Here is a 20,227-nt window from a genome sequence, read left to right on the forward strand (position 1 = left end):
GCCGTGGGTCACACCGTGGAGTCCGACCGCTGGCAGGCAGAGACCGACAGGCTGCTCGTCCGGATGGCTTCCAGGTCCCCCGGATCGAGTCCCGCAGCCAGGCCGGCCGGTTCCTGCTCGGGCTGCTCGCTGAGCTGCCCCGCAAGAACTGCTGGAGCATCGCCGAACACGCCGGTGACACCGACCCGCATGGCATGCAGTACCTCCTCGCAGTCCGCAGTGCGCAGCTTGTCGGCGGCCGCGGCCGACTCCTGCGGGTCGGACACGAAGCCGACGTCGACCACCTCGCACCCCCTCGCGGAAAACCGGTCGCTGACTTCGCGGGCTGAGTGCTGCAGTTGCTCCAACAGGCTCGGGAACTGGGGCCAGTACGCGCCAAGTCCCCCGGCGAGGAGGCCGACCCGGGTCTTGCGCGGGGTCATGCGGGGAAGCCCTGCATCAGTGGGCGCGGGGGTCACGGTAGTCACGGCTCAGCTCCGGTGCTCGCGCAGCGTCGGTTGTGGTGTCACCCCCCGATGTCGCAGGCTTCGTCGCCGCGCGGCGGTCATGGGCGGCGGCTGGGGCGTGTGTCCCCGCGGTGAGTCGTCCAGGACCGGCGCATGAGGCCGCGGATGATGATCATGATCGTGCCGGCCAGGTCGAAGGAGTATCGACGGCGATTGTTCAGCACTTCGGGAGGCACCGGCATCGTGCTGTTCGACGGTCGGCAGATGAGAGCGCCGGTCCGTGGCGTCTCAGTCCTTTTGGTGAGCGGCGATGATGTCATCACCGAAAGACGCGGTGAGTGCCTGCGCGATCAGCTCGGGCAGTTCGGTGTGTCCGTCGTCTTCGACCCAGTGCGTCAGTGCCGTGTGCATCGCGGCGATGCAGGCGCTGGTCGCTGCCTGGGCGCGGAACGCGGCGTCGGGATCGCTCGCATCCTCTCCGAGAGCTTCGACGATGGCCTGTTGCAGCACGTACTGACTGTCCAGGTGCCGCGCCCGCAGCGCAGGTGTCGAGACCATGAGCCGCAGGCAGTCCCGCAGGAACCGTTCATTCGCCGCCGGTTCACCCCCGTTGCTGCCGGTCGAAGCTGTGGCTGCGGCGATGAGCGCGCTGCCGACGCGGCGCACCAAGGGTTGCGTTGCGGACGACGCGGCAACGTGCTCGGCGATGAGCTGGGCGGGCTGGTCGATGAGGACGAGGTCCTCCTTGGTCGGGAAGCGCCTGTACACGGTCATTGCCGAGACGCCAGCAGCCTCGGCCACGTCGGCCACCGTCACCGCGTCGTAGCCGTGGTCGGTGAACAGGCGCACGGCGTGCGCCTGGATCAGGCGCTGTGTCTCGGAGTGCCGTCGTTCCCTCAGGGTTGGTTGCCGCTCACTCATGTGCTAGACACTACCATCATGTTAGTGACTAACACTTAGAGGGGGGAAGTCATGGATCTGATGGGCAGAACGGCTCTGGTGACGGGTGCATCGCGCGGCATCGGGCAGGCAATCGCGGTTCGGCTTGCAGCTGAAGGAGCCACGGTCATCGTGCACTTCGGCACGGACGAAAGTGGGGCGGCAGCGTCGCTCGATGCGATAGAACGCGCCGGTGGCACGGGCTTTGTCGTCCGGGCCGAGCTGGGCGTGGACGGTGATGTCGAGACACTTTTCACCGGTGTGGAGACCGGCTTGGCCGGTCGGCCACTCGACATCCTCGTCAACAACGCGGCTGCTGCACCGGCCGGCCCGCTCGGAGTGACGACCCGGGCGGAGTTCGACCGCCTGTTCGCGGTGAACGTCCGGGCGCCCTATTTCATCATCGAGCGTGCGCTGTCTCTGTTGCGCGAGGGCGCCCGGATCATCTCGATCTCGTCGGTGGCAACCCGGATGGCCAACTCGGCCCAGACGTCCTTCGCCATGACGAAGGGCGCGATCGAGACGATGACCAAGACCCTCGCCGGCGAACTCGGTCCGCGGGGGACCACGGTGAACGCGGTGGCTCCAGGGGCCACCAAGACGGCGAGCAACGCAGCTGTCTTCGACGTGCCGGGCCTCACCGAACAAATTGCCGGCATGACGGCACTCGATCGGCTGGGCGCTCCCGACGACGTAGCCGACGTGGTTGCCTTCCTCGCCTCCGACGCCGCCCGCTGGGTCACCGGTCAGATCATCGACGCGAGCGGTGGCCTGTTCCTCGGCCCACGGGTCTGACCGACGAGGGCTGAGCGGGGGCGACGCATCGTGTAGTTCCACCTGGCGTTCCGACTCTCCGGCATCCGGCCACGGAGCCGACGCGGGACTCGTTCGGCGGACATCGACTGCGCGGCGATCCGGCGAATGCCTGGTGTTGTCTCCGCACAGGCTCAAGGACGTGCGGAGTCACTGCCATCCGGCGAGGAAGCCCCATGGAGCAGGTGGGCGAAAGGTCGTCCATCAGCCATTGGCTGATCGGCGCCCTGATACTTCGGCTCTGCTTCCTCGATCCTGCTGTGCCGGAGCACATAGGAGGAGCATGGCAGTGGTACGGAAAGGGAGGATCTCAGCTGCGAGCAGGCGCCGGCAGCGGCGTCTCAAGATCGGGGCCACTGCCGGGGGCCTGGGTCTTGTCGTGGTGGTGACCTTTTGGGGCGTGATCTGGCCCTATGTCGTCGGTGCACTTGTTCTCAGTGGCGTCGGCGGTGGCGGGTGGTGGTTGTGGCGCACCGATCGGTTCCTCAGGGGCGGTGATCGGCAATGGCGGCATGACGAGGCCGTGCGAGCAGGGCAGCGGACGCTTGCCGAGGTGGACGTGATGACGGGGACAGAGTTCGAGGACTTCGTCGTGAGGCTGTGTCGACGTGACGGGTGCACGGATGTGCGGAGGGTCGGTGGCTCGCACGACAACGGGGCAGACGTGCTGGGGCGCCTTCCCGACGGGCGGAGCATGGTGATCCAGTGCAAGCGATACGCGCCCAAGCGCAAGATCCCCAGTCGGGAGGTGCGGGATCTGCTCGGTGCGAAGGTTCACTTCAAGGCCGACGTGGCGATCTTCGTGGCCACCACCTACTTCAGCGGCCCGGCGGAGAAGTTCGCCGCGGAGAATGACATCCTGGCCGTTCATCGTGATCACTTCGGTTTGTGGAACAACGGTGCCTCGCTGCCGTCGCTCGGTGCGGTCAACGGCATGGGGCAGGGTGACCGTCGGCACCGGGAGCGCTGGAAGGAGACGTACGGGTAGGACCGTCTTCCGCCGGGCGTAGCAGCCGGATCGCCAGTCGTTTACCGGGCAGGTCGCCGAAGACCGGGTCTGCACGTTGATGGGCGAGCAGGAAACGGGGTCCCGGTGAACCGACTCGGCGCTCGCCGTCGCGCCGGTACCGGAAGACATCGATTCCCTCGGTGGTCGCCACGCTGTACGTCTCATCCCCGAGACAACTCCGCGAGCGGTTCCTCCCCGAAGCCGATACGGGCCCTCCTCCTCGACGACCCTCGCCCAGTCCGACGAACCCGCGTCCGCGTCCGAGTGGGAGCCCGGATCATGATGGCTGGTTCATGCGGTGGGACCGGCGCCGGGGAGGACGCCCGGTGGTGTGTCGTGCCCGGTGACCTCGGTGAGGAAGGGGCTCAGAGTGGCCGCATCAGCCCCTCGTCGCGCCGCGCCCGGGCACCTCAACAAGAGCAGCGGTGTTCGCGCCGACGATCACCAGGATGGCCGTCCATGCGGCCGCGTCCAGGTGTTGGTCCAGCACGATCAGCCCGACGAATGCGGCGAAGACCGGGTTGACACTCATGAAGACGCCGAAGAAGTGCGCCGGGACGCGTCGCAGTGCGAGCAGATCAGCGAGGAACGGCACTGCCGAGGACAGTACGCCGGCCGCCAGCGCGCAGATGAGGGCAGTCGTGGTCGGCGGATGCTGCCAGAGCACCACGGCGCCGACAGGCACGTAGAGCGCGCCGGACACGGCCGCAGCGGCTGCCGAGCCCTCCAGGCCGGGCAGGCGGCGTCCGACGGTGCGGTTGAGCAGGATGTAGCAGCCCCAGCACACAGCGGCGAGCAGTGCCAGGCCGATGCCGAGGTAGTCGGTGGAGGGGGAAGGGCGAGCCAGTACGACGACGGCGACCGCTGCGGCCACGGCGCACAGTGCGTCGGTCCGGCGGCGCGAACCGGCCAGCGCCACCGCTAGCGGGCCGAGGAATTCCAGGGTGACAGCCAGCCCGAGCCCGATGCGGTCGATGGCCGTGTAGAGGGACAGGTTCATCACTGCGAACACCAGGGCCAGCCCCAGCACCGGCCGCCACTGGGCCCCGGTGAATGACCGAAGCCGCGGCCGGCCGGCTCCCCACAGCACTCCGGCAGCCACCCACTGGCGCACCGCGACCACCCCCACCGGACCGATCACCGGAAACGCCAACGCCGCGACCGAGGCCCCGACCTGGTTGGACAGTCCGCTCCCCAGCATCAGCGCCATCCCGCCCAGGCGGTTCCCACTCAGGGCGGGTGCACTGCTGTCAGCGGTGGCCAGGCCCGGACCGACGTCCTGCGTGCTCTTCGGTGGCATGCCCTCACGGTGCGGCTGCAGCAGCAATACGCAAAATGCATTCGACGCCCCATTGATACGCTGAGCGTATGGATCCGCAACGACCGATCTCGGCCGGTCTCGAACTGAAGCACCTGCGCTGTCTGACCGCCATCGTGGACGCCGGCAGTTTCACCGACGCCGCACTCGACCTGGGCATTTCGCAGGCCGCTGTCTCCCGGAACCTTCTCGCGCTGGAGAAGATCCTCGGGGTCCGGCTGCTGCACCGCACCAGCCGGACGGTCACCCCCACCCCCGCCGGCGTGCAGATTCTCGCCCGCGCACGCCTCCTGCTCTCCGGAGCCGACGAGCTCGTCACCGAAGCAACCACTGGTCACGCCCGTCTTCACATCGGCCACGCCTGGTCCGCCTTCGGCCGGCACACCACCGAGTTCCAGCGCCGCTGGCAGCACAGCCACCCGGAGACCGAACTTCGGCTCATCCGGCACAATGCCCCCACCGGCGGGCTCGCCGAAGGGCTGTGCGACCTCGCCGTCATCCGCGCTCCCCTCGACCTCAAACCCTGGTCACACGCGCTCGTCGGCCACGAAGACCGTGTCGTCGCCCTGGCCTCGGACGACCCCTGGGCCCGGCGCCGCAGCATCCGCATGGATGAAATCGCCGGCCGCACCCTCGCCATCGACCGCCGTACCGGCACCACGACCATGAACCTGTGGTCCGGCACCGCCCAGCCCGCCGTGGAGTACACCCACGACATCGACGACTGGCTCGCCGCGATCGCCACAGGCCGGTGCATCGGCCTCACACCTCAGGCCACCGCCGCCCAGTACCGCCGCGACGGCATCACCTACCGCCCCTTGCGTGACGCCGAGCCCGTAGCCGTCCATCTCATCTGGCGGCGTCGAGATCCCCACCCCGCCACCCACACGGCCATCGCCCTCGCCGTCGACCTCTACCGCGAGAGGCATGCTGCCGCTCCCACGGATGCGTGAGGAGATCACCGTCCGAGGCCGGCGCCCGGCAACTGCCCGATCGCACAGGAGAACCATGGCACCGCACGTTCTGCTCTACTCACGGACCACTGCCTACCGGCACGAGTCCATCCCGGACGGGATCAAGGCATTCACGGAACTCGGCGAGCAGCACGGGTTCACGGTGGAGGCGACCGAACTCCCCGCAGCGTTCGAGGGTCAGGAACTCGGCCGGTACTCAGCGGTGGTGTTCCTCTCCACCAGCGGCGACGTCCTGACCGATGAGGGACGGGCCAATCTGGCCTCCTACCATCGGAACGGTGGTGGCTTCATGGGAGTTCACGCCGCAGCGTGCACCGAATACGACTGGCCGTACTACGGCACGCTGCTGGGAGCCCGGTTCGCCCGGCACCCTCCGTTGCAGCCCGGCACCCTCGTCGTCGAAGACACCGGCCATCCGGCGACCGGGCACCTTCCCCGCCGCTGGGACCTCATCGACGAGTGGTACGACTTCCGGACCAACCCCCGCTCCGGGGTCCGTGTGCTGGCGACTGTCGACGAACATTCCTACGAGGGCGGTGGGATGCCCGATGACCACCCCGTCATGTGGTGCCACGCCAACGGTGGAGGGCCCGTCTTCTACACCGCTCTGGGCCACACCGGCGATGCCTTCCGCGATCCTCTTTTCCGCTCGCACCTCTGGGGCGGACTGGAGTCGGTCATGGAGTGAGGCGGCCGCGGCCCCACACCACTCTCCCTCCGCCCCGTTTCACTCCGCGGCCTCGGGGCGCAGCGCGTCGGAGACGGACTTGACGCCGCCGTGCGCGGTGAGTCCGCCGTCCACGGGGATCTCCGCACCGGTGATGAACGACGACTCGCCGGACAGCAGGAACACCACCAGCGGAGCCACCTCGTCGACGCTCCCGGTGCGGCCCAGCGGTGTCTCGCGGACGTTGGCCTCCCGGAAGGCCGGGGCGGCGGAAGCGGTCATCTCGGTCTCGATGTAGCCGGGATGGATCGTGTTGACCCGGATGCCGCGGGGGCCCAACTCCAGCGCCGCTGCCTTCGAGAGGCCCCGCAGCGCCCACTTACTGGTCGTGTACGCGACCGGGTAATGGGCGGTGAGGGCTGCGGAGGAGCCGACGTTCACGATGGAGGAGCCCGGAGGCATCAGGGGCATGAGGTGCTGGATGCCGAGGAGGGGGCCGGTGACGTTGACCGCGTGGACGCGGGCCATGTCTTCGGGGCGTACGTCGCCGACGCGGGCCCGCCAGGTGATGCCCGCGTTGTTGACCAGGCCGTGGACCTGCCCGTACGTCTCCCGGAGCTCGGTGGCGAGTTCGGCCCAGCCCTCATCGCCTGTGACGTCCAGACGCCGGCACCCGTCCACGGGTTCGACGTCCGTCGCGATGACGCGGGCACCTTCGCGGGCGAGCGCGGCGGCCTCGGCGGCACCCTGACCGCGGGCCGCACCGGTGACCACGACCACCTTGCCGAGCAGTCTCACGGCCGCTCCCGGTCACGGCGCCGCCCGGCCGGCAGGGGGAGGGGCGCGACACCGGGGATCACCGTGCTGGTGAGCGTGCCGACGCCCTCCACGGTCAGGGTGACGGTGTCACCGGGCTTCAGCGGTGGCGGGGTCCGCTCGCCGCGCAGGCCCCACAGCTCGGCCAGGCATCCGCCGTTGCCACAGGTCCCCGACCCCAGGACGTCCCCCGGCACGACGCGCGTGCCGCGTGAGGCGTAGGCGGTCATCTCCTCGAAGGTCCAGCTCATGTGGGACAGGAGGTCCTCGCCCACGGTCTCGCCGTTGATCTCGGCGGTCAGGGCGAGACGCAGGAAACCGTCGGTGTCCCGGTAGGGCTCCAGCTCGTCCGCGGTCACGAGGTACGGGCCGAGTGTGGTCGCGGTGTCCTTGCCCTTGCAGGGGCCGAGGCCGACCTTCATCTCGGCGGACTGCAGGTCACGGGCGGACCAGTCGTTGAAGACGGTGTAGCCGACGATGTGGTCACGGGCGCGTTCCGGGCTGAGGTCGCGGCCCTCCCGGCCGATGACGGCGGCGACCTCGAGTTCGAAGTCGAGCACGGTGGAGCCCGGTGGCACGGGAACGTCGTCCTGGGGGCCGTAGATCGCGTGCGGGTTGGTGAAGTAGAAGGCCGGCGCCTCGTACCACTGCTCGGGCACGCCGGCGACGCCGTCGACGGAGCGGCGCACACCTTCGACGTGTTCCTCGAAGGTGACGAAGTCGCGCACCGACGACGGCTGCAGCGGAGCCAGCAGCCGGACCTGGGAGACATGGGGTCCGGCCGGTACGTCGAGTGCCGCCGCACCGGCGGCGAGCAGGCCGGGCAGCCCGCCGGTCTCCGCGAGCAGCGCGGTCAGTGAGGTGACGCCGGGCAGGGGGAAGAGCGTGCCGTCCTCTTCCACGACAGCCACCCGGTGGCGGTGTCGGTGCTGATAGGCGGCGAAGCGCATCGTGCGGCTCCAGACGGGAGGGAGGAAGAATCACGGGGCGCGCCGCGAGCCGCGCCCTGGGGGCACGGCCGCGGTGGCCGGGAGCGGAGTCGTCGGGCGTCAGACGGGCGGAGCCACGAACACGCCGCGGTCGGGGTCGTTGAAGGACTCCTTGGCGACGAGTTCGTTCATCGCGTTGGCGGTGCCCCACTGGTCGGTGACCTCGGGCTGGGAGAAGTCGTAGACGTGGGGGTGCCAGGTGTCCTCGTCGAGGTTCTCCAGCTCGGTGGTGTACTCGACGGTGTTGCCGTGCGGGTCGAGGAAGTACGTGAAGGTGTTGTCACCCGCCATGTGACGGCCGGGGCCCCAGATCTTCCTGAAGCCGGCGCGCATGACCCGGCCGGAGCCGCGCATGTACTCGTCGATGCCGCGCATCTCGAAGGAGACGTGGTGCAGGGCGGTGTGCGGGCCCTGGGCGATGGCCATGGAGTGGTGCTGGTTGCTGATCCGCATGAAGTGCATGACCTCGCCCATGTGCGGGGAGCTGAGCGTGTCGGAGAGGGCGAAGCCGAGGTGGCGCTCGTACCACGCGCGCGTGCGGTTCAGGTCGGGGGAGTTGAGGACGACGTGGGAGAGCTTGACCGGGATGGCCTCCTTCTCCTCGATCTTCCGGTGCTGCCGGACCTCGACGTCGGCGGACACCTCGATGGTGCGGCCGTCGACGTCGAAGAAGCGGAAGCCGTACCCGCCGCCCGGGGTGCCCACCGTGCCCGGCTGCGAGATCAGCTGGACACCGCCGGCCAGGAGCCGCTCGGCCAGGGTGTCCACATCGGCCGGGTTCGCGGCGCCGTAGGAGACGAGGTCGAGCCGCTTCGCCTCGGCCTTGCGCAGCCGTACGACGTACTGCTCGGGGGAGCCCTCGGCGGCGAGGAAGGAGATCCCGGAGTCCTCGGTGACCTTGGTGAGGCCCCAGACGCCGGCGTAGAAGTCGAGTTGCTTGTCGTAGTCCGGCACTGCCAGGTCGACGTGACGCAGGTGGGTGAGCAGACGTGCGCTCATGGTGGGTTCCTCCTCAGATGAGAGTGGCGTCGAGCAGGGCGGCGGCGTTGGCACCGCGTACGGCGTCGAAGTCGGCCCGGGGCAGCCCCGCGGCGCGGAGGGCGCCCACCGGGTCCTCGGTGCCCATGTCGAAGGGGAAGTCGGAGCCGAGCAGCACACGGTCGGCCCCGGCCACCCGGATCAGCTCCCGCAGGACGTTCGGGTCGTGGACGAGCGAGTCGAAGTACAGCCGCTTCAGGTAGCTGCTCGGCAGGTGGGCGCAGCCGGCACCGGAGTCGGAGCGGGCGGACCAGGCGTGGTCGGAGCGGCCGATGTGGGTGGGCAGGTAGCCGCCGCCGTGTGCGGCGATCAGCTTCAGGCCCGGGTGCCTGTCGAGCACCCCCGAGAAGATGAGATGGGAGAGCGCGACGGCGTTCTCGGTGGGCTGGCCGACCGTGTTGGACAGGTACCACCGGTCCAGGCGCTCGTCGAGCGTGCACCCGAAGGGGTGCAGGAAGACGATCGCGCCCGTCTCGTCGGCCCGCGACCAGAACGGTTCGTACGCGGGATCGGACAGCTCCCGCCCCGGGGCGTGGCTGGAGATCTCCACCCCGGTCAGCCCTTGCTCCAGGGCGTGATCGAGAGCGCGTACCGCCTGGTGCGGATGCTGGAGAGGTGCGAGTCCGAGACCGCGCAGCCGGTCGGGGGCGGCCGAACAGTGCGTGGCCGTCCCCTCGTTGGCGGCCCGGTACACTTTCTCGGCCGTCTCCTCGTCCGCCCAGTAGTGGTAGTGCGACGGGGAGGGGCTGACCAGCTGGACGTCCACGCCCTGGGCGTCCATCGCGGCCAGACGTGAGGCGGGGTCGGTGAGCCTCGGGATCCGCTCACGCACCATGGGGCCGCTGACCGCGAGAGCCGCGGGGCCGTTACGCCGGGCGTCCAGTTCCTTGGCGCCGGCAAGTCCTGGCCGGCCGGCCACGAGCGCCTCGATCTCCGGGAGCAGGACGTGCGCGTGCACATCCACGGTGGGGGAGGGGCGCGCGGGAGCGCTCGACGACGGGCGGGCGGTCACGGCAGCTCCCGGAGCATCGTCATGGTGCGGCCCATCAGGCCAGGAACATCGGCGTCAGGCACCCCGTCGAGCTGCCACCGCCCGATCTGTACGGAGGCTTCCACGACGGGGCGTACGCGGACGATCCGACGCTCGTAGTACGCCTGGAACAGTGCGTCGTCCCAGGTGTCCGAGCCGGTCAGCATCTGCGTCAGAACCCAGGCGTCCTCCAGGGAAAGGGCGGCGCCCTGCGCGAGGGTGGGCGGGCAGCAGTGGGCGGCGTCGCCGACGAGGACGACCCGGCCGCGGTGCCACGAGCCCTCGACCAGCATGCGGTCGAACCAGGTGTAGTTGACCTGTGCGGGGTCGGTGATGTGCTCGGTGATCTCCGGCCAGTTGCCGCCGTAGGCGGAGGCCAGGCGGCGCATCTCGTCGGCGTACGACTCGGGAGGGATGGTGGCACGGTCGCGGTTGGCCTCGACGACGTACGCGTAGAGCGTGCTGTCGCCGGTGGGGCAGTAGCCGGCGATGAAGGCCGGGCCGCCGTAGGCGAGGTCCGTGCGCTCCACTCCGGCCGGGCGTGGGGCCGCCGCGCGCCAGATGGCCATGCCGGTCGGCTCGGGCTTCGTCGAGATGCCGATGGCGGCCCGGGTGGTGGAGCCGAGGCCGTCGGCGGCGATCACCAGGTCGTAGCGGCCTTGCGTGCCGTCGCTGAAGCGGACGGAGACGCCGTCGGCGTCCTGGTCCAGATCGTCGGCGGTGACCCCCAGGCGGGCGGAGGCGCCGCTTGCCCGTACGGCCTCGATCAGAATGCGCTGGAGCTGGGGCCGCTGCATGCCGACGGTGGCGGGGAGGTCGTCGCCACCGCTGCGGATGTCGTCCTGCGCGTGCAGGACGGTCCCGTCGGGGGCGGTTATGCCGACCGACCCGAAGCCGTAGCCGGAGGCCTCGACCTGCTCCCACACGCCCAGCTCGCGCAGCACGCGCAGGGCGTTGCCCTGGAGGGTGATGCCGGAGCCGGCGGTGGCGTTCCAGTCGTCCTCGGCCTCGATCAGCTGTACGTCGACTCCGGCGCGGCGCAGCAGGACCGTCACGGCGTTACCGGCCGCGCCACCACCGATCACCAGGACCGTGCGGGCTTCATTCATGGTGGAACTCCCTTGTTCCTGAAACTACTTGACGGCGATCGGGTTGATGGGGGAGCCGACCGCACCGGTGATCGGAAGGGGCGCGGCGGTGAGCCAGAACGCGTACGCGCCGTCGGCCGCGCAGTCCTCGGCCAGGGCCTCCAGGTCCCACATCTCTCCGATGAGCAGCCCGATGTGGGGGATGGCGACCTGATGCAGAGGCTGGAAGGCGACGTCGAACTCGTTGGGCCGCACCTCGAAGCCCCAGGTGTCGGTCGCGATCGCGGCGATCTCGGTGCCGTACAGCCAGCCGGCGGTGGTGAAGGAGAGGCCGGGGGCGGGTCCGCCCGCGTAGTCGCCCCAGCCGTCGCGGCGGGCGCGGGCGAGCTGTCCCGTACGGACCAGGACGATGTCGCCGCGGCCGACAGCCACGCCCTGGGCCCCGGCGGTCGCCGTCAGGTGTTCCTCGGTGATCGCGAAGGCGTCGGGCAGTTCGCCCTTCTCGCCGATCGTGCGGCCGACGTCCAGGAGCACACCGCGTCCGGCGACATGCGGGGCCATGTGCTCGATGCCCGTGACCAGGTCGCCTTCGGAGGTGACGGTCTTCGCCGCGTCCCGGCCGTTCCACGCCTTGCCGTGGTCGAAGATGTGCCCGAGCCCGTCCCACTGCGTCGAGCACTGCAACGGCATGGCGATGACGTCGTCGGCACCGCCGAGACCGTGCGGGAATCCCTGGAGGCCGAGCGCCGCGTCGGTGCCGGTGTCGAGCATGGTGTGCACCGGGTTGGTGCGGCGGCGCCAGCCCTTCTGGGGGCCGTTCATGTCGAAGCTCTGGGCGAGCGAGAAGCTGGCACCCCGGCGGATGAGAGCGGCGGCCTCGCGCCGCTTCGCCCCGTCCAGGAAGTTGAGGGTGCCCAGCACGTCGTCCTCACCCCAACGGCCCCAGTTGGAGCACGCCTTGGCGGCCTCGGCTATCGAGCCCTCGGGGTCGGTGCGGTCGAGGGTCATGACGTCTCCGTGACACACCGGGTGCGCTGAGCGCCGAGGCCGGTGATGGAGCCGTCCATGACGTCGCCGTCGCGCAGCAGCCGTCCCCAGTGCATGCCGTTGCCGGCCGGTGAGCCGGTCAGCACCAGGTCACCTGGCAGCAGCCGGGCGCTCTGCGAGGCGTAGGACACCATGCGCGCGACGTCGAAGATCATGTCCTCGGTGGACTCGTCCTGCATGATCTCGCCGTTCAGCTTCAGCACGAGGCGCAGGTCGTCGGTGTCAGTGACCGACTCGGCCGGCACGATCCAGGGGCCGAGCGGGGTGAAACCGGGCGCGTTCTTGCTGCGCAGCCAGTCGGTGCCGATCTGGGGCATGTCCCGGCGGAAGACGGTGGCACGGTCGGTCAGGTCGTTGGCGATCGTGTAGCCGACGACGTACCCGAGGGCCTCCTCCACGGACACCTGGTGTGCCGGCCGTCCGATGACCGCCACCAACTCCAGCTCCCAGTCCGGCTTCTCGGCCCATGCGGGGAGTACGACGTCGTCGTACGGGCCGGTGATCGCGCTCGGCAGGCCGATGAAGACGTACGGAAGGTCCTCGGCTGCCCGGCGGTCCATGATCTCCGCCGCCTCGGCACGCCGCTCCTCATCGGAGCGGTCGTCGCCCGGCGCCCGGTGCGCGACATGCAGGTCGATCACGTGCTGCCGGTAGTTGGCGCCCGACTGGAACACCTGCCGCGGTTCGACCGGAGCGTGCACCCGGAAGCCCGCCAGCGGCATGCGCTCCGGACCGCTGTCATCGGCCAGCGCCGTGAGCCGCGCCGCAGCCGTGTCCCACGACTCCAGGAGCGTACGAACCGACAGGGAGTCGTCACCGAAGGCGGTGCGCAGGTCGAGCACCTGGGCGTCCGGCGTGACGAGCGCGGGGAAGGCCGGTCCGTCCGGTGCCGAGAGCGTGGCCAGAGCGAACGGTCCGGCGAACAGCGCGGACGCGGATGCGGAATTCACGAACATGTCCTCCTGATTGCGGTGTGACTAATCTGGACCCAGCACCAGCGATCAGGGAAATCGATTCTGTGGATGATTGCCATCCATCGCGTTTATTTGTTCCTGCTCGGAGCCCCACAGCAAGGGAAATCCCGTGAATCTGGCCCGCCTCGACCTCAACCTCGTCGTCGCCCTGCGCGCCCTGCTCGAGGAACGCAACGTCACCAGGGCCGGGCAGCGCGTCGGGCTCAGCCAGCCCGCGATGAGCGCTTCCCTGGCCCGGCTGCGCCGCCACTTCGGCGACGACCTGCTCGCCCGTGTCGGCGGCCACTACGAACTCACCGCCCTCGGCCAGGTCCTCCTGCTCCGCACGTCCACCGCCTACGAAGTGGTGGAGCGCCTTTTCGCCAGCCAGGCCGACTTCGACCCGGCCAGCGAGGAACGCGAGTTCAAACTGGTGGCTTCCGACTACGCGGTCGCCGTGTTCGGAGCCGAACTCGCCCGGGTCGTCCACGAGGAGGCCCCCGGCATCCGGCTGCGCTTCGTCCAGACCCCGCCCACGGTGGTCGACGACACGGCCACACTGTTGAGCACCACCGACGGTCTGCTCATGCCGCACGGCGTGATCAGCGACTTCCCCGCCACCGACCTCTACGACGACACCTGGGTCTTCCTCGTCGCGGACGACCATCCGAGCGTCGAAGACCGCCTCACCCTGAGCGACCTGGGGCGGCTGCCGTGGGTCACCTACCAACGGACCTATGACGCCCCCGCCGTGCGACAGCTCGGCATGCTCGGTATCGAGCCGCGCGTGGAGGTCTCCGTCGACAGCTTCCAGCTGCTCCCGCTGCTGGTGGCGGGCACGCGGCGCATCGCCCTGATCCAGGAGCGGCTCGCCCGGCTCCTCGCACCGCTCGCCGCCGTGCGGACCGTGGAGCCCCCGTACGAAGCGGTGCCGCTGCGGGAGGCGATGTGGTGGCACCCGGTCCACACCCACGACGCGGCCCACATCTGGCTGCGTGACACGACTGCGCGCGTGGGCAGGCGCATGGACGACGAGCCCGGAGCACCGGAGACCCACTGACCGGCCCCTCCCCGCGGTGACCGCGGCCGGGGCGCGGGACCTCCGTCGACGGCATGGATCAGCGGCATCCGAGACCTGGATCGCGGAAGGGGCGGGGCAGCGCCGCGCAGGAACGCCACCGGGCGACGGGCCCTCGCTCTCCCACAGCGAGGGCCCGGGCCGGCTGCCGCCGCTACGCCGGCGCCGACCACGTCGTACGGCTCCAGTGCGGCGATCACCTCCTCCGGGCCGCCCAGGATCGTTACTCGGCGGATGTCAGGCATGAGCTGAGCTGTGCCCTTGACGTGTGTGTGGGCGTGGTCCGCGTCGGGAGCAGTGTCACTGTCCCGTCGCTGCCGGGCGCTTCGTGCGTGACACTTCCGGAAGGGCGTCGGGGTGACCGCCGGCCTCTCCGTCACCGGTCGTGGGGGTGTGCGGCGAGGGCGGGGGTAGGTGGTGAATAGGAGCCGAGCGAGGGAGAGGCGATGGCGAAGGACACGTCGCTGCGTGCGATGGGGTGGGCGCAGTCGTTTCCGGTGGCGCAAGGTGTGCGGGCCGGCCGTCGGTGGACGCGGGAGCACCTGACGTCCCTGGAGTGGACGAAGGACGCCCCCGAGACGGTGGACGCGATACTGCTCAGCGTCTCCGAGCTGATCACCAACGCGCATGTGCACGCGCACAGCGACGCCCAGTTGGTCCTCACCTGGGACAGCCACTGCCTGCACGTGAGTGTCCACGACTCCGCTTCCCTGCCCCCCGCCCAGCAGCCCGAAGATGTCACGACGACCGGGGGCCGCGGACTGGCCATCATCGACGCGCTCGCCGACGGCTGGGCCACACATCCGCAGGCGTCCGGCAAGACCGTCACCGCCTGCTTCGTGCCGCCGGGCGCTCCGAAGCCCCGGCACGGCGGGGACGTCAGCTGAGCTCAGGACGGAGGCGAACGGGAGCGGAAGGCGCACGGGCTGCCGGGGTCGTGGGCTCTTGGCGTGACGCGATAATTAATATTTAATATCGCTGGGTCATCCGCCTCGCCCGGCGCCGCGCCGCCCGCGGCCGTCTCCTGGAGCACCTTCTTGAAGATCGCACGCGTCGAGACCTTCGCCGTACCACCCCGCTGGCTCTTCTGCCGCGTGGAGACCGACGACGGCGTCGTCGGCTGGGGGGAGCCGGTCGTCGAGGGGCGGGCGGCGACCGTGCGCACCGCCGTCCACGAACTCGCCGAACTCCTCATCGGCAAGGACCCGATGCGCATCGAGGACCACTGGCAGGTCATGACCAAGGGCTCCTTCTACCGAGGAGGGCCCGTTCTCTCGAGCGCCGTCGCCGGACTCGACCAGGCGCTGTGGGACATAACCGGCAAGACGCTCGGAGTACCCGTCCACGTCCTTCTGGGCGGGCCGGTCCGCGAGCGGGTACGGGCCTACAGCTGGGTGGGCGGAGACGAACCGGGGGAGATCGCCGACGCCGTCCAGGCACAGGTGGAGGCCGGGTTCACCGCGGTGAAGATGAACGCCTCCGGCAGGATGAACCGGATCGCGACCACCCGTGACATCGATGCCGTCGTCCAGCGCGCCGCGACGGCCCGCGAGGTCCTCGGCCCGGACCGCGACTTCGCGATGGACTTCCACGGACGGTTCAACCTGGCGAACTCCCGCCGGGTCCTGCCGCACCTCGCGCCGCTGAATCCGCTGTTCGTCGAGGAACCCGTGCTGCCCGAGCACACCCACCTGCTGCGGGACGTCGTCGAGGCGACGCCGATCCCCGTGGCCACGGGCGAACGGCTCTTCTCGCGGACCGACGCGCTGCCCGCGCTCCAGGCCGGTGTCGCCGTACTCCAACCTGACCTCTCGCACGCAGGCGGCATCTCCGAGGTGCGTCGTATCGCGGCCCTGGCGGAGACCTTCGACGTACTCGTGGCCCCGCACTGCCCCCTGGGGCCCCTCTCCCTCGCCGCGAGCCTCCAGATCGCGTTCTCCGTACCCAACTTCCTCATCCAGGAACAGAGCATCGGCATCCACTACAACACGGGCGCCGAAGTGCTCGACTACGTCGTCGACCGGGAGGTGTTCCGCTTCGACGAAGGGCATCTGCACCGGCCCACCCGGCCGGGACTGGGGATCGAGGTCGATGAGAGAGTCGTACGGGCGGCCGACGGAAGAACACCGGACTGGCGCGGTCCGATCTGGCGCCACCCGGACGGTTCCTTCGCCGAGTGGTGAGCGGCCGCACGCCGTCCCGCCCGCCGCGCCGACCCGACGTACACCTCACGCCACACCTCACGGAGCAGTAAGCCCACATGGAAACAGACGATTTCACCACCCGGCTGCGCCGCGACCGCCTCGTCGCGATCGTGCGGGGCAGCGATGCCGAAGCCTCGCTGCGCACAGTGCTGACCCTGGCGGAGGAGGGCATCGGGCTCATCGAGGTCTCCCTGAACACGGCCGACGCCCTCACGGTCATCTCCCGAGCGGCGAGCGCCGTGGACCCGTCCGTCGCGATCGGGGCGGGGACCGTCGTCACCACGGACGACGCCCGGCGTGCCCAGGAAGCGGGCGCGACCTGGATCGTCACTCCCGCGCTCGGCGGCGGGTTCGAGGAGGCGGTGGCCCGGCACCTGCCGGTGCTGGCGGGCGCGCTCACCCCGTCCGAAGCGGTCGCGGTGAGCACCGGAGGCGCGAGCGCGGTCAAGCTCTTTCCCGCCTCGCTGGGCGGCCCCGCCTATCTTCGCGCCCTGCGCGACCCCTTCCCCGGCCTGCCGTTCGTACCGGTCGGCGGCGTGGACGCTCAGGCGGCCGAGGAGTACTTCGCGGCAGGGGCGGTCGCTGTGGGAGTGGGCAGCCCGCTCGCCGGTGACGCACCGCACGGCGGTGACCTGGCCGCCCTGCGGGCACGGGCGAAGAACTTCCTGAACGTCTGCCGCACGGAGGTGCGCCCGTGAGTATCCCGGCAGTGGACGTCCTCACCTTCGGTGAGGCCATGCTCTCGTTGCAGAGCGAGGGGCCGCTGAGCGCGGGCGGTACGGCGCGGACGACGGTGGCGGGGGCCGAGTTCAACGTCGCCGTGGGCGTGGCGCGGCTCGGCCACCGCGTCTCGTGGGCCGGGCGCACCGGCAGGGACGAACCGGGCCGGGTGATCCTTCGCACCTTGCGCGGCGAGGGTGTCGGGACCAGCCACGCCACGACGGACCCCCAGGCGCCGACCGGCGCCATGCTCCGGGAGCGACGCGTCGCCGACCTGGCACGCGTGCACTACTGGCGCGCGGGATCGGCCGCCTCCCGACAGCGGCCCGAGGACCTCGCCCCGGCCCTGGAAGCGGGGGCCCGCATCCTGCACCTGACCGGCATCACCTGCGCGCTCGGCGACGGCCCGCGGGCCGCCGTGCGGTCCGCCGCCGCGTACGCCGCCGAGCACGGCTGGACGGTCACCCTGGACGTCAACCACCGCACCCGGCTGTGGAGCCGGGACGCAGCGGTGGCCGCGCTGGTCCCCCTCCTCCCGTACGTGGACGTCGTGATCGCGTCCGACGACGAACTTCCCCTCCTGTGCGCGGGCGCCGGGGCGGCCGCCGACAGGGCGGAAGCCGACCTGGCCCAGGAACTGTTCGAGGCGGGGATCGGCGAAGTGGCCGTCAAACGCGGCGCGGACGGCGCCGTCCTCCACCTCCCCGGTGGGCCCCCGGTGGCCGTCGCCGCGCGTGCGGTGCCGGTCACCGACACCGTCGGTGCGGGCGACGCGTTCTGCGCCGGGTACCTGTCCGGCCTGCTCGACGGCCTCGACCCGCTTGCCAGGCTCCACCGTGCCACCACCACCGCGGCCTTCGGCGTCGCCTCGAACGGTGACTGGGAAGGGCTGCCCCACCGCGACGAACTGTCCCTGCTGGACGCCACACCCGGCAGCGCCGTCCGCTGATCCCGCCCGGCCCCGGAGCCGGGGTTCCGCACCCGCGGGGCCCACCCGCACAGCGCGCACATCGGTGCGTGTACCGAGAGGAGAGCGCGACATGGCGTCCTACAGCGGACGAGGCGTCCACGGACAGGTCGTGCACATCCTCGGGGCGCGCATCGTGGGCGGAGGCATCCCCGTGGGAGCGACCCTGGACGTCCGCGCACTGGGCGGGGAACTCGACGTGAGCCTCACCGTCATGCGGGAATCCCTCAAGGTCCTCGCGAGCAAAGGGCTGATCGACGCACGTCAGAAGCGTGGAACGTTCGTCACCGAGCGAAGCCGCTGGAACCTGCTCGACGCGGACGTCATTCGGTGGAGGGTCGACGGAGGCGACGCCGGCCGGCTGATGCGGGACCTCGCGGACGTCCGGTCGATCGTCGAACCGGCGGCGGCCCGCCGTGCCGCCCTGCACCGGACGGACGCGGACCTGGCCACGCTCCAGGAGGCACTGGACGCCATGGGGCGCGCCCGCACCGATTCGGCCGCCGCGGCGGAGAGCGACGCGGCCTTCCACCGGGCCCTGCTGGCCGCCACCGGCAACGAGATGCTGAGCCGCATGGACATGCTGCTCGAACCGGGTCTCCGTGAGCGCGACCGGCTCGTCCACGCACACGCCGAAGCCGACGACCCCGTGCCCAGCCATCAGGCCGTGCTGGACGCCGTCCGGGACCGTGACCCGGCCCGGGCGGAACTCGCGATGCTCGACCTGCTCGCCAAGGCGGCGGACGACATCCAGCAGATCACCGCGGATTTCGAGGACCCGCCGAAGAGACGGCCGGCCTCAGGCACCTGAGCGGGACCGTGCCGCGGCGACGACGCCGAGCGCCGCGCCGACAGCCAGTACAAGGAGCCCCCTCAGCCAGACCTCCTGCTCGATCCGGGTCGCGAGCAGGACGCAGGAGAGAGCCCCGAGAACGGGTACCGCCGTCGGGGCCCGGAAGTGTTCGCGGGGGACGGCATCGCGACGCAGCACCAGGAGCGCGGTGTTGACGACGAAGAAGACCACGAGGAGAAGCAGGACCAGGGTGGAGGCGAGGGTGGAGACATCGCCGGTCAGCGCCAGGAGGAGCGCGAGGCCGGTGGTCACGGCGATGGCCGCCCAGGGCGTGCGCCGGCCGGGCAGCACCTTCGTCAGGAAACGGGGCAGGAGGCCGTCCCGCGCCATGCCGTAGGCCAGCCGCGAGGACATGATGCCCGTCAGCAGGGCACCGTTCGCGACGGCCACCAGGGCGATGGCGCTGAAGAGTTCCGTGGGGACCCCGCCGGCGGCCCGGACGACCTCGAGGAGCGGCCCGCTCGACCCGGCGAGCCTCCCGGTCGGCACGGCCGCCGCCGCGGCCGCTCCGACCAGGGCGTACACCGCGCCCGCGGTGACCAGCGCGCCGAACAGCGCCCTCGGATACGAGCGACGGGGGTCACGGGTCTCCTCAGCCACATTGACGGAGGTCTCGAACCCGACGAACGAGTAGTAGGCGAGCACCGCCCCGCTCAGCAGCGCCGCCACGGACCCCTCGCTCGCGGTGCCCAGCTCCGTCAGCCTCCCCACGTTCCCGTCGCCGCGCAGCACGACCCAGGCTCCGAGCCCGATCACCAGCAGCAGCCCGCTCACCTCGACCACCGTGGCGACGACGTTCGCCCGGGTCGACTCGCTGATCCCTCGTGCGTTCAGCAGCGCCAGCGCGACCAGGAAGACGATCGTCACCAGCACCACGGGAAGGGAGACGAACTCGGACAGGTAGTCGCCGCCGAACCCCCGGGCCAGGGCGGCCACCGACACGACTCCGGCGGCGAGCATGCAGAAACCGGCGAAGAACCCGACGAACGGGCCGTAGGCCAGAGTGGCGTAATGCGAGGCACCGCCCGCACGCGGATATTTGGTGACCAGCTCCGCGTACGAGGCCGCCGTCAGCAGGGCCAGGCACAACGCCGCGAGCAGCGGAGCCCACACGGCGCCCCCCGATTCGGCGGCGACCTGCCCCACCAGGACATACACCCCCGCCCCGAGGACGTCGCCGAGGATGAAGAAGTAGAGCAGCGGGGTGGTCAGGGACTTCTTGAGCGTGGCCGGCGAGTCCGGCGCCGGGGGCGTCACAGAGGAGGATTTCACGAGGAC

At 70.5% G+C, this 20,227-nt stretch carries 20 protein-coding genes and 2 pseudogenes; 11 read left to right on the top strand and 11 right to left on the bottom strand.

What is annotated here, in order from left to right; genetic code table 11:
• Positions 1 to 29 precede the first annotated feature (29 nt).
• Positions 30 to 209: pseudogene (locus AB0P41_RS20595) on the top strand (hypothetical protein); the annotation flags it as partial.
• A gap of 335 nt (positions 210 to 544) precedes the next feature.
• Here the strand turns inward: AB0P41_RS20595 and AB0P41_RS20600 are convergent.
• Both AB0P41_RS20600 and AB0P41_RS20605 read right to left on the bottom strand, forming a co-directional pair.
• Positions 545 to 643: pseudogene (locus AB0P41_RS20600) on the bottom strand (IS5/IS1182 family transposase); the annotation flags it as partial.
• A 91-nt stretch (positions 644 to 734) separates the two neighbouring features.
• Positions 735 to 1,367 (bottom strand): TetR family transcriptional regulator, encoded by a 633-nt coding sequence (locus AB0P41_RS20605; RefSeq protein ID WP_365933353.1) that lies wholly within the window; start codon positions 1,365 to 1,367, stop codon positions 735 to 737.
• 51 nt (positions 1,368 to 1,418) lie between these two features.
• On the opposite strand from AB0P41_RS20605, the gene AB0P41_RS20610 reads away from it, so the two are divergent.
• Positions 1,419 to 2,180, top strand: coding sequence for an SDR family oxidoreductase (locus AB0P41_RS20610; protein ID WP_356714066.1), 762 nt, complete (start codon positions 1,419 to 1,421; stop codon positions 2,178 to 2,180).
• A gap of 418 nt (positions 2,181 to 2,598) precedes the next feature.
• Positions 2,599 to 3,186, top strand: a complete 588-nt coding sequence (locus AB0P41_RS20615; protein ID WP_365933355.1) for a restriction endonuclease — start codon at positions 2,599 to 2,601, stop codon at positions 3,184 to 3,186.
• A 400-nt stretch (positions 3,187 to 3,586) separates the two neighbouring features.
• Here AB0P41_RS20615 and AB0P41_RS20620 read toward each other — a convergent pair whose 3' ends face one another.
• Complete coding sequence (locus tag AB0P41_RS20620) at positions 3,587 to 4,507, bottom strand: EamA family transporter (protein WP_365933357.1); 921 nt, start codon at positions 4,505 to 4,507, stop codon at positions 3,587 to 3,589.
• 68 nt (positions 4,508 to 4,575) lie between these two features.
• Here AB0P41_RS20620 and AB0P41_RS20625 point away from each other — a divergent pair, with 68 nt between their 5' ends.
• On the top strand, positions 4,576 to 5,478 hold the full coding sequence (locus AB0P41_RS20625; protein ID WP_365933359.1) for a LysR family transcriptional regulator: 903 nt from the start codon (positions 4,576 to 4,578) through the stop codon (positions 5,476 to 5,478).
• A gap of 55 nt (positions 5,479 to 5,533) precedes the next feature.
• Positions 5,534 to 6,187, top strand: coding sequence for a ThuA domain-containing protein (locus AB0P41_RS20630; protein WP_365933361.1), 654 nt, complete (start codon positions 5,534 to 5,536; stop codon positions 6,185 to 6,187).
• Positions 6,188 to 6,226: 39 nt separating this feature from the next.
• Here AB0P41_RS20630 and AB0P41_RS20635 read toward each other — a convergent pair whose 3' ends face one another.
• The 7 genes from AB0P41_RS20635 to AB0P41_RS20665 all read right to left on the bottom strand — a co-directional run bounded on the left by AB0P41_RS20635 (position 6,227) and on the right by AB0P41_RS20665 (position 13,130).
• Positions 6,227 to 6,964: an SDR family oxidoreductase gene (locus tag AB0P41_RS20635; protein WP_365933362.1), complete on the bottom strand. Its 738-nt coding sequence runs from the start codon at positions 6,962 to 6,964 to the stop codon at positions 6,227 to 6,229.
• Positions 6,961 to 7,932 (bottom strand): fumarylacetoacetate hydrolase family protein, encoded by a 972-nt coding sequence (locus AB0P41_RS20640; RefSeq protein ID WP_356714072.1) that lies wholly within the window; start codon positions 7,930 to 7,932, stop codon positions 6,961 to 6,963. Before AB0P41_RS20640 ends, AB0P41_RS20635 begins: the two co-directional genes overlap by 4 nt.
• Positions 7,933 to 8,031: 99 nt before the next feature.
• Complete coding sequence (locus AB0P41_RS20645) at positions 8,032 to 8,970, bottom strand: VOC family protein (RefSeq protein ID WP_365933363.1); 939 nt, start codon at positions 8,968 to 8,970, stop codon at positions 8,032 to 8,034.
• A 13-nt stretch (positions 8,971 to 8,983) separates the two neighbouring features.
• Positions 8,984 to 10,021 (bottom strand): amidohydrolase family protein, encoded by a 1,038-nt coding sequence (locus AB0P41_RS20650; RefSeq protein ID WP_365933364.1) that lies wholly within the window; start codon positions 10,019 to 10,021, stop codon positions 8,984 to 8,986.
• Entirely contained in the window at positions 10,018 to 11,148 is a 1,131-nt protein-coding gene (locus AB0P41_RS20655) for an FAD-dependent oxidoreductase (protein ID WP_365933365.1), read from the bottom strand. The genes AB0P41_RS20650 and AB0P41_RS20655 overlap by 4 nt, the downstream gene beginning before the upstream one ends.
• 24 nt (positions 11,149 to 11,172) lie before the next feature.
• Positions 11,173 to 12,135 carry a cyclase family protein gene (locus AB0P41_RS20660; protein WP_356714076.1) on the bottom strand — a complete coding sequence of 321 codons (963 nt, stop codon included), beginning with the start codon at positions 12,133 to 12,135 and terminating at the stop codon, positions 11,173 to 11,175.
• Entirely contained in the window at positions 12,132 to 13,130 is a 999-nt protein-coding gene (locus AB0P41_RS20665) for a fumarylacetoacetate hydrolase family protein (protein ID WP_356714077.1), read from the bottom strand. Before AB0P41_RS20665 ends, AB0P41_RS20660 begins: the two co-directional genes overlap by 4 nt.
• 127 nt (positions 13,131 to 13,257) lie before the next feature.
• Here AB0P41_RS20665 and AB0P41_RS20670 point away from each other — a divergent pair, with 127 nt between their 5' ends.
• From AB0P41_RS20670 to AB0P41_RS20695, 6 genes are all read left to right on the top strand, one after another.
• Positions 13,258 to 14,187, top strand: a complete 930-nt coding sequence (locus tag AB0P41_RS20670; RefSeq protein ID WP_365933366.1) for a LysR family transcriptional regulator — start codon at positions 13,258 to 13,260, stop codon at positions 14,185 to 14,187.
• A 464-nt stretch (positions 14,188 to 14,651) separates the two neighbouring features.
• Positions 14,652 to 15,092, top strand: a complete 441-nt coding sequence (locus tag AB0P41_RS20675) for an ATP-binding protein (RefSeq protein WP_356714079.1) — start codon at positions 14,652 to 14,654, stop codon at positions 15,090 to 15,092.
• A gap of 150 nt (positions 15,093 to 15,242) precedes the next feature.
• A complete protein-coding gene (gene dgoD, locus AB0P41_RS20680) occupies positions 15,243 to 16,388 on the top strand; it encodes a galactonate dehydratase (protein ID WP_356714080.1) in 1,146 nt (381 codons plus the stop codon).
• 77 nt (positions 16,389 to 16,465) lie between these two features.
• Positions 16,466 to 17,107: a bifunctional 4-hydroxy-2-oxoglutarate aldolase/2-dehydro-3-deoxy-phosphogluconate aldolase gene (locus AB0P41_RS20685; protein ID WP_356714081.1), complete on the top strand. Its 642-nt coding sequence runs from the start codon at positions 16,466 to 16,468 to the stop codon at positions 17,105 to 17,107.
• Positions 17,104 to 18,078, top strand: a complete 975-nt coding sequence (locus AB0P41_RS20690) for a sugar kinase (protein ID WP_365933368.1) — start codon at positions 17,104 to 17,106, stop codon at positions 18,076 to 18,078. The genes AB0P41_RS20685 and AB0P41_RS20690 overlap by 4 nt, the downstream gene beginning before the upstream one ends.
• 91 nt (positions 18,079 to 18,169) lie before the next feature.
• Positions 18,170 to 18,907, top strand: a complete 738-nt coding sequence (locus AB0P41_RS20695; protein ID WP_356714083.1) for an FCD domain-containing protein — start codon at positions 18,170 to 18,172, stop codon at positions 18,905 to 18,907.
• On the opposite strand, the gene AB0P41_RS20700 is transcribed toward AB0P41_RS20695, so the two are convergent.
• Positions 18,896 to 20,149 carry an APC family permease gene (locus tag AB0P41_RS20700; RefSeq protein WP_365933502.1) on the bottom strand — a complete coding sequence of 418 codons (1,254 nt, stop codon included), beginning with the start codon at positions 20,147 to 20,149 and terminating at the stop codon, positions 18,896 to 18,898. The genes AB0P41_RS20695 and AB0P41_RS20700 overlap by 12 nt on opposite strands.
• Positions 20,150 to 20,227: the final 78 nt, after the last annotated feature.

Origin of the sequence: Streptomyces sp. NPDC079167, assembly GCF_040686735.1 — a bacterium.
Lineage (GTDB): Bacteria > Actinomycetota > Actinomycetes > Streptomycetales > Streptomycetaceae > Streptomyces.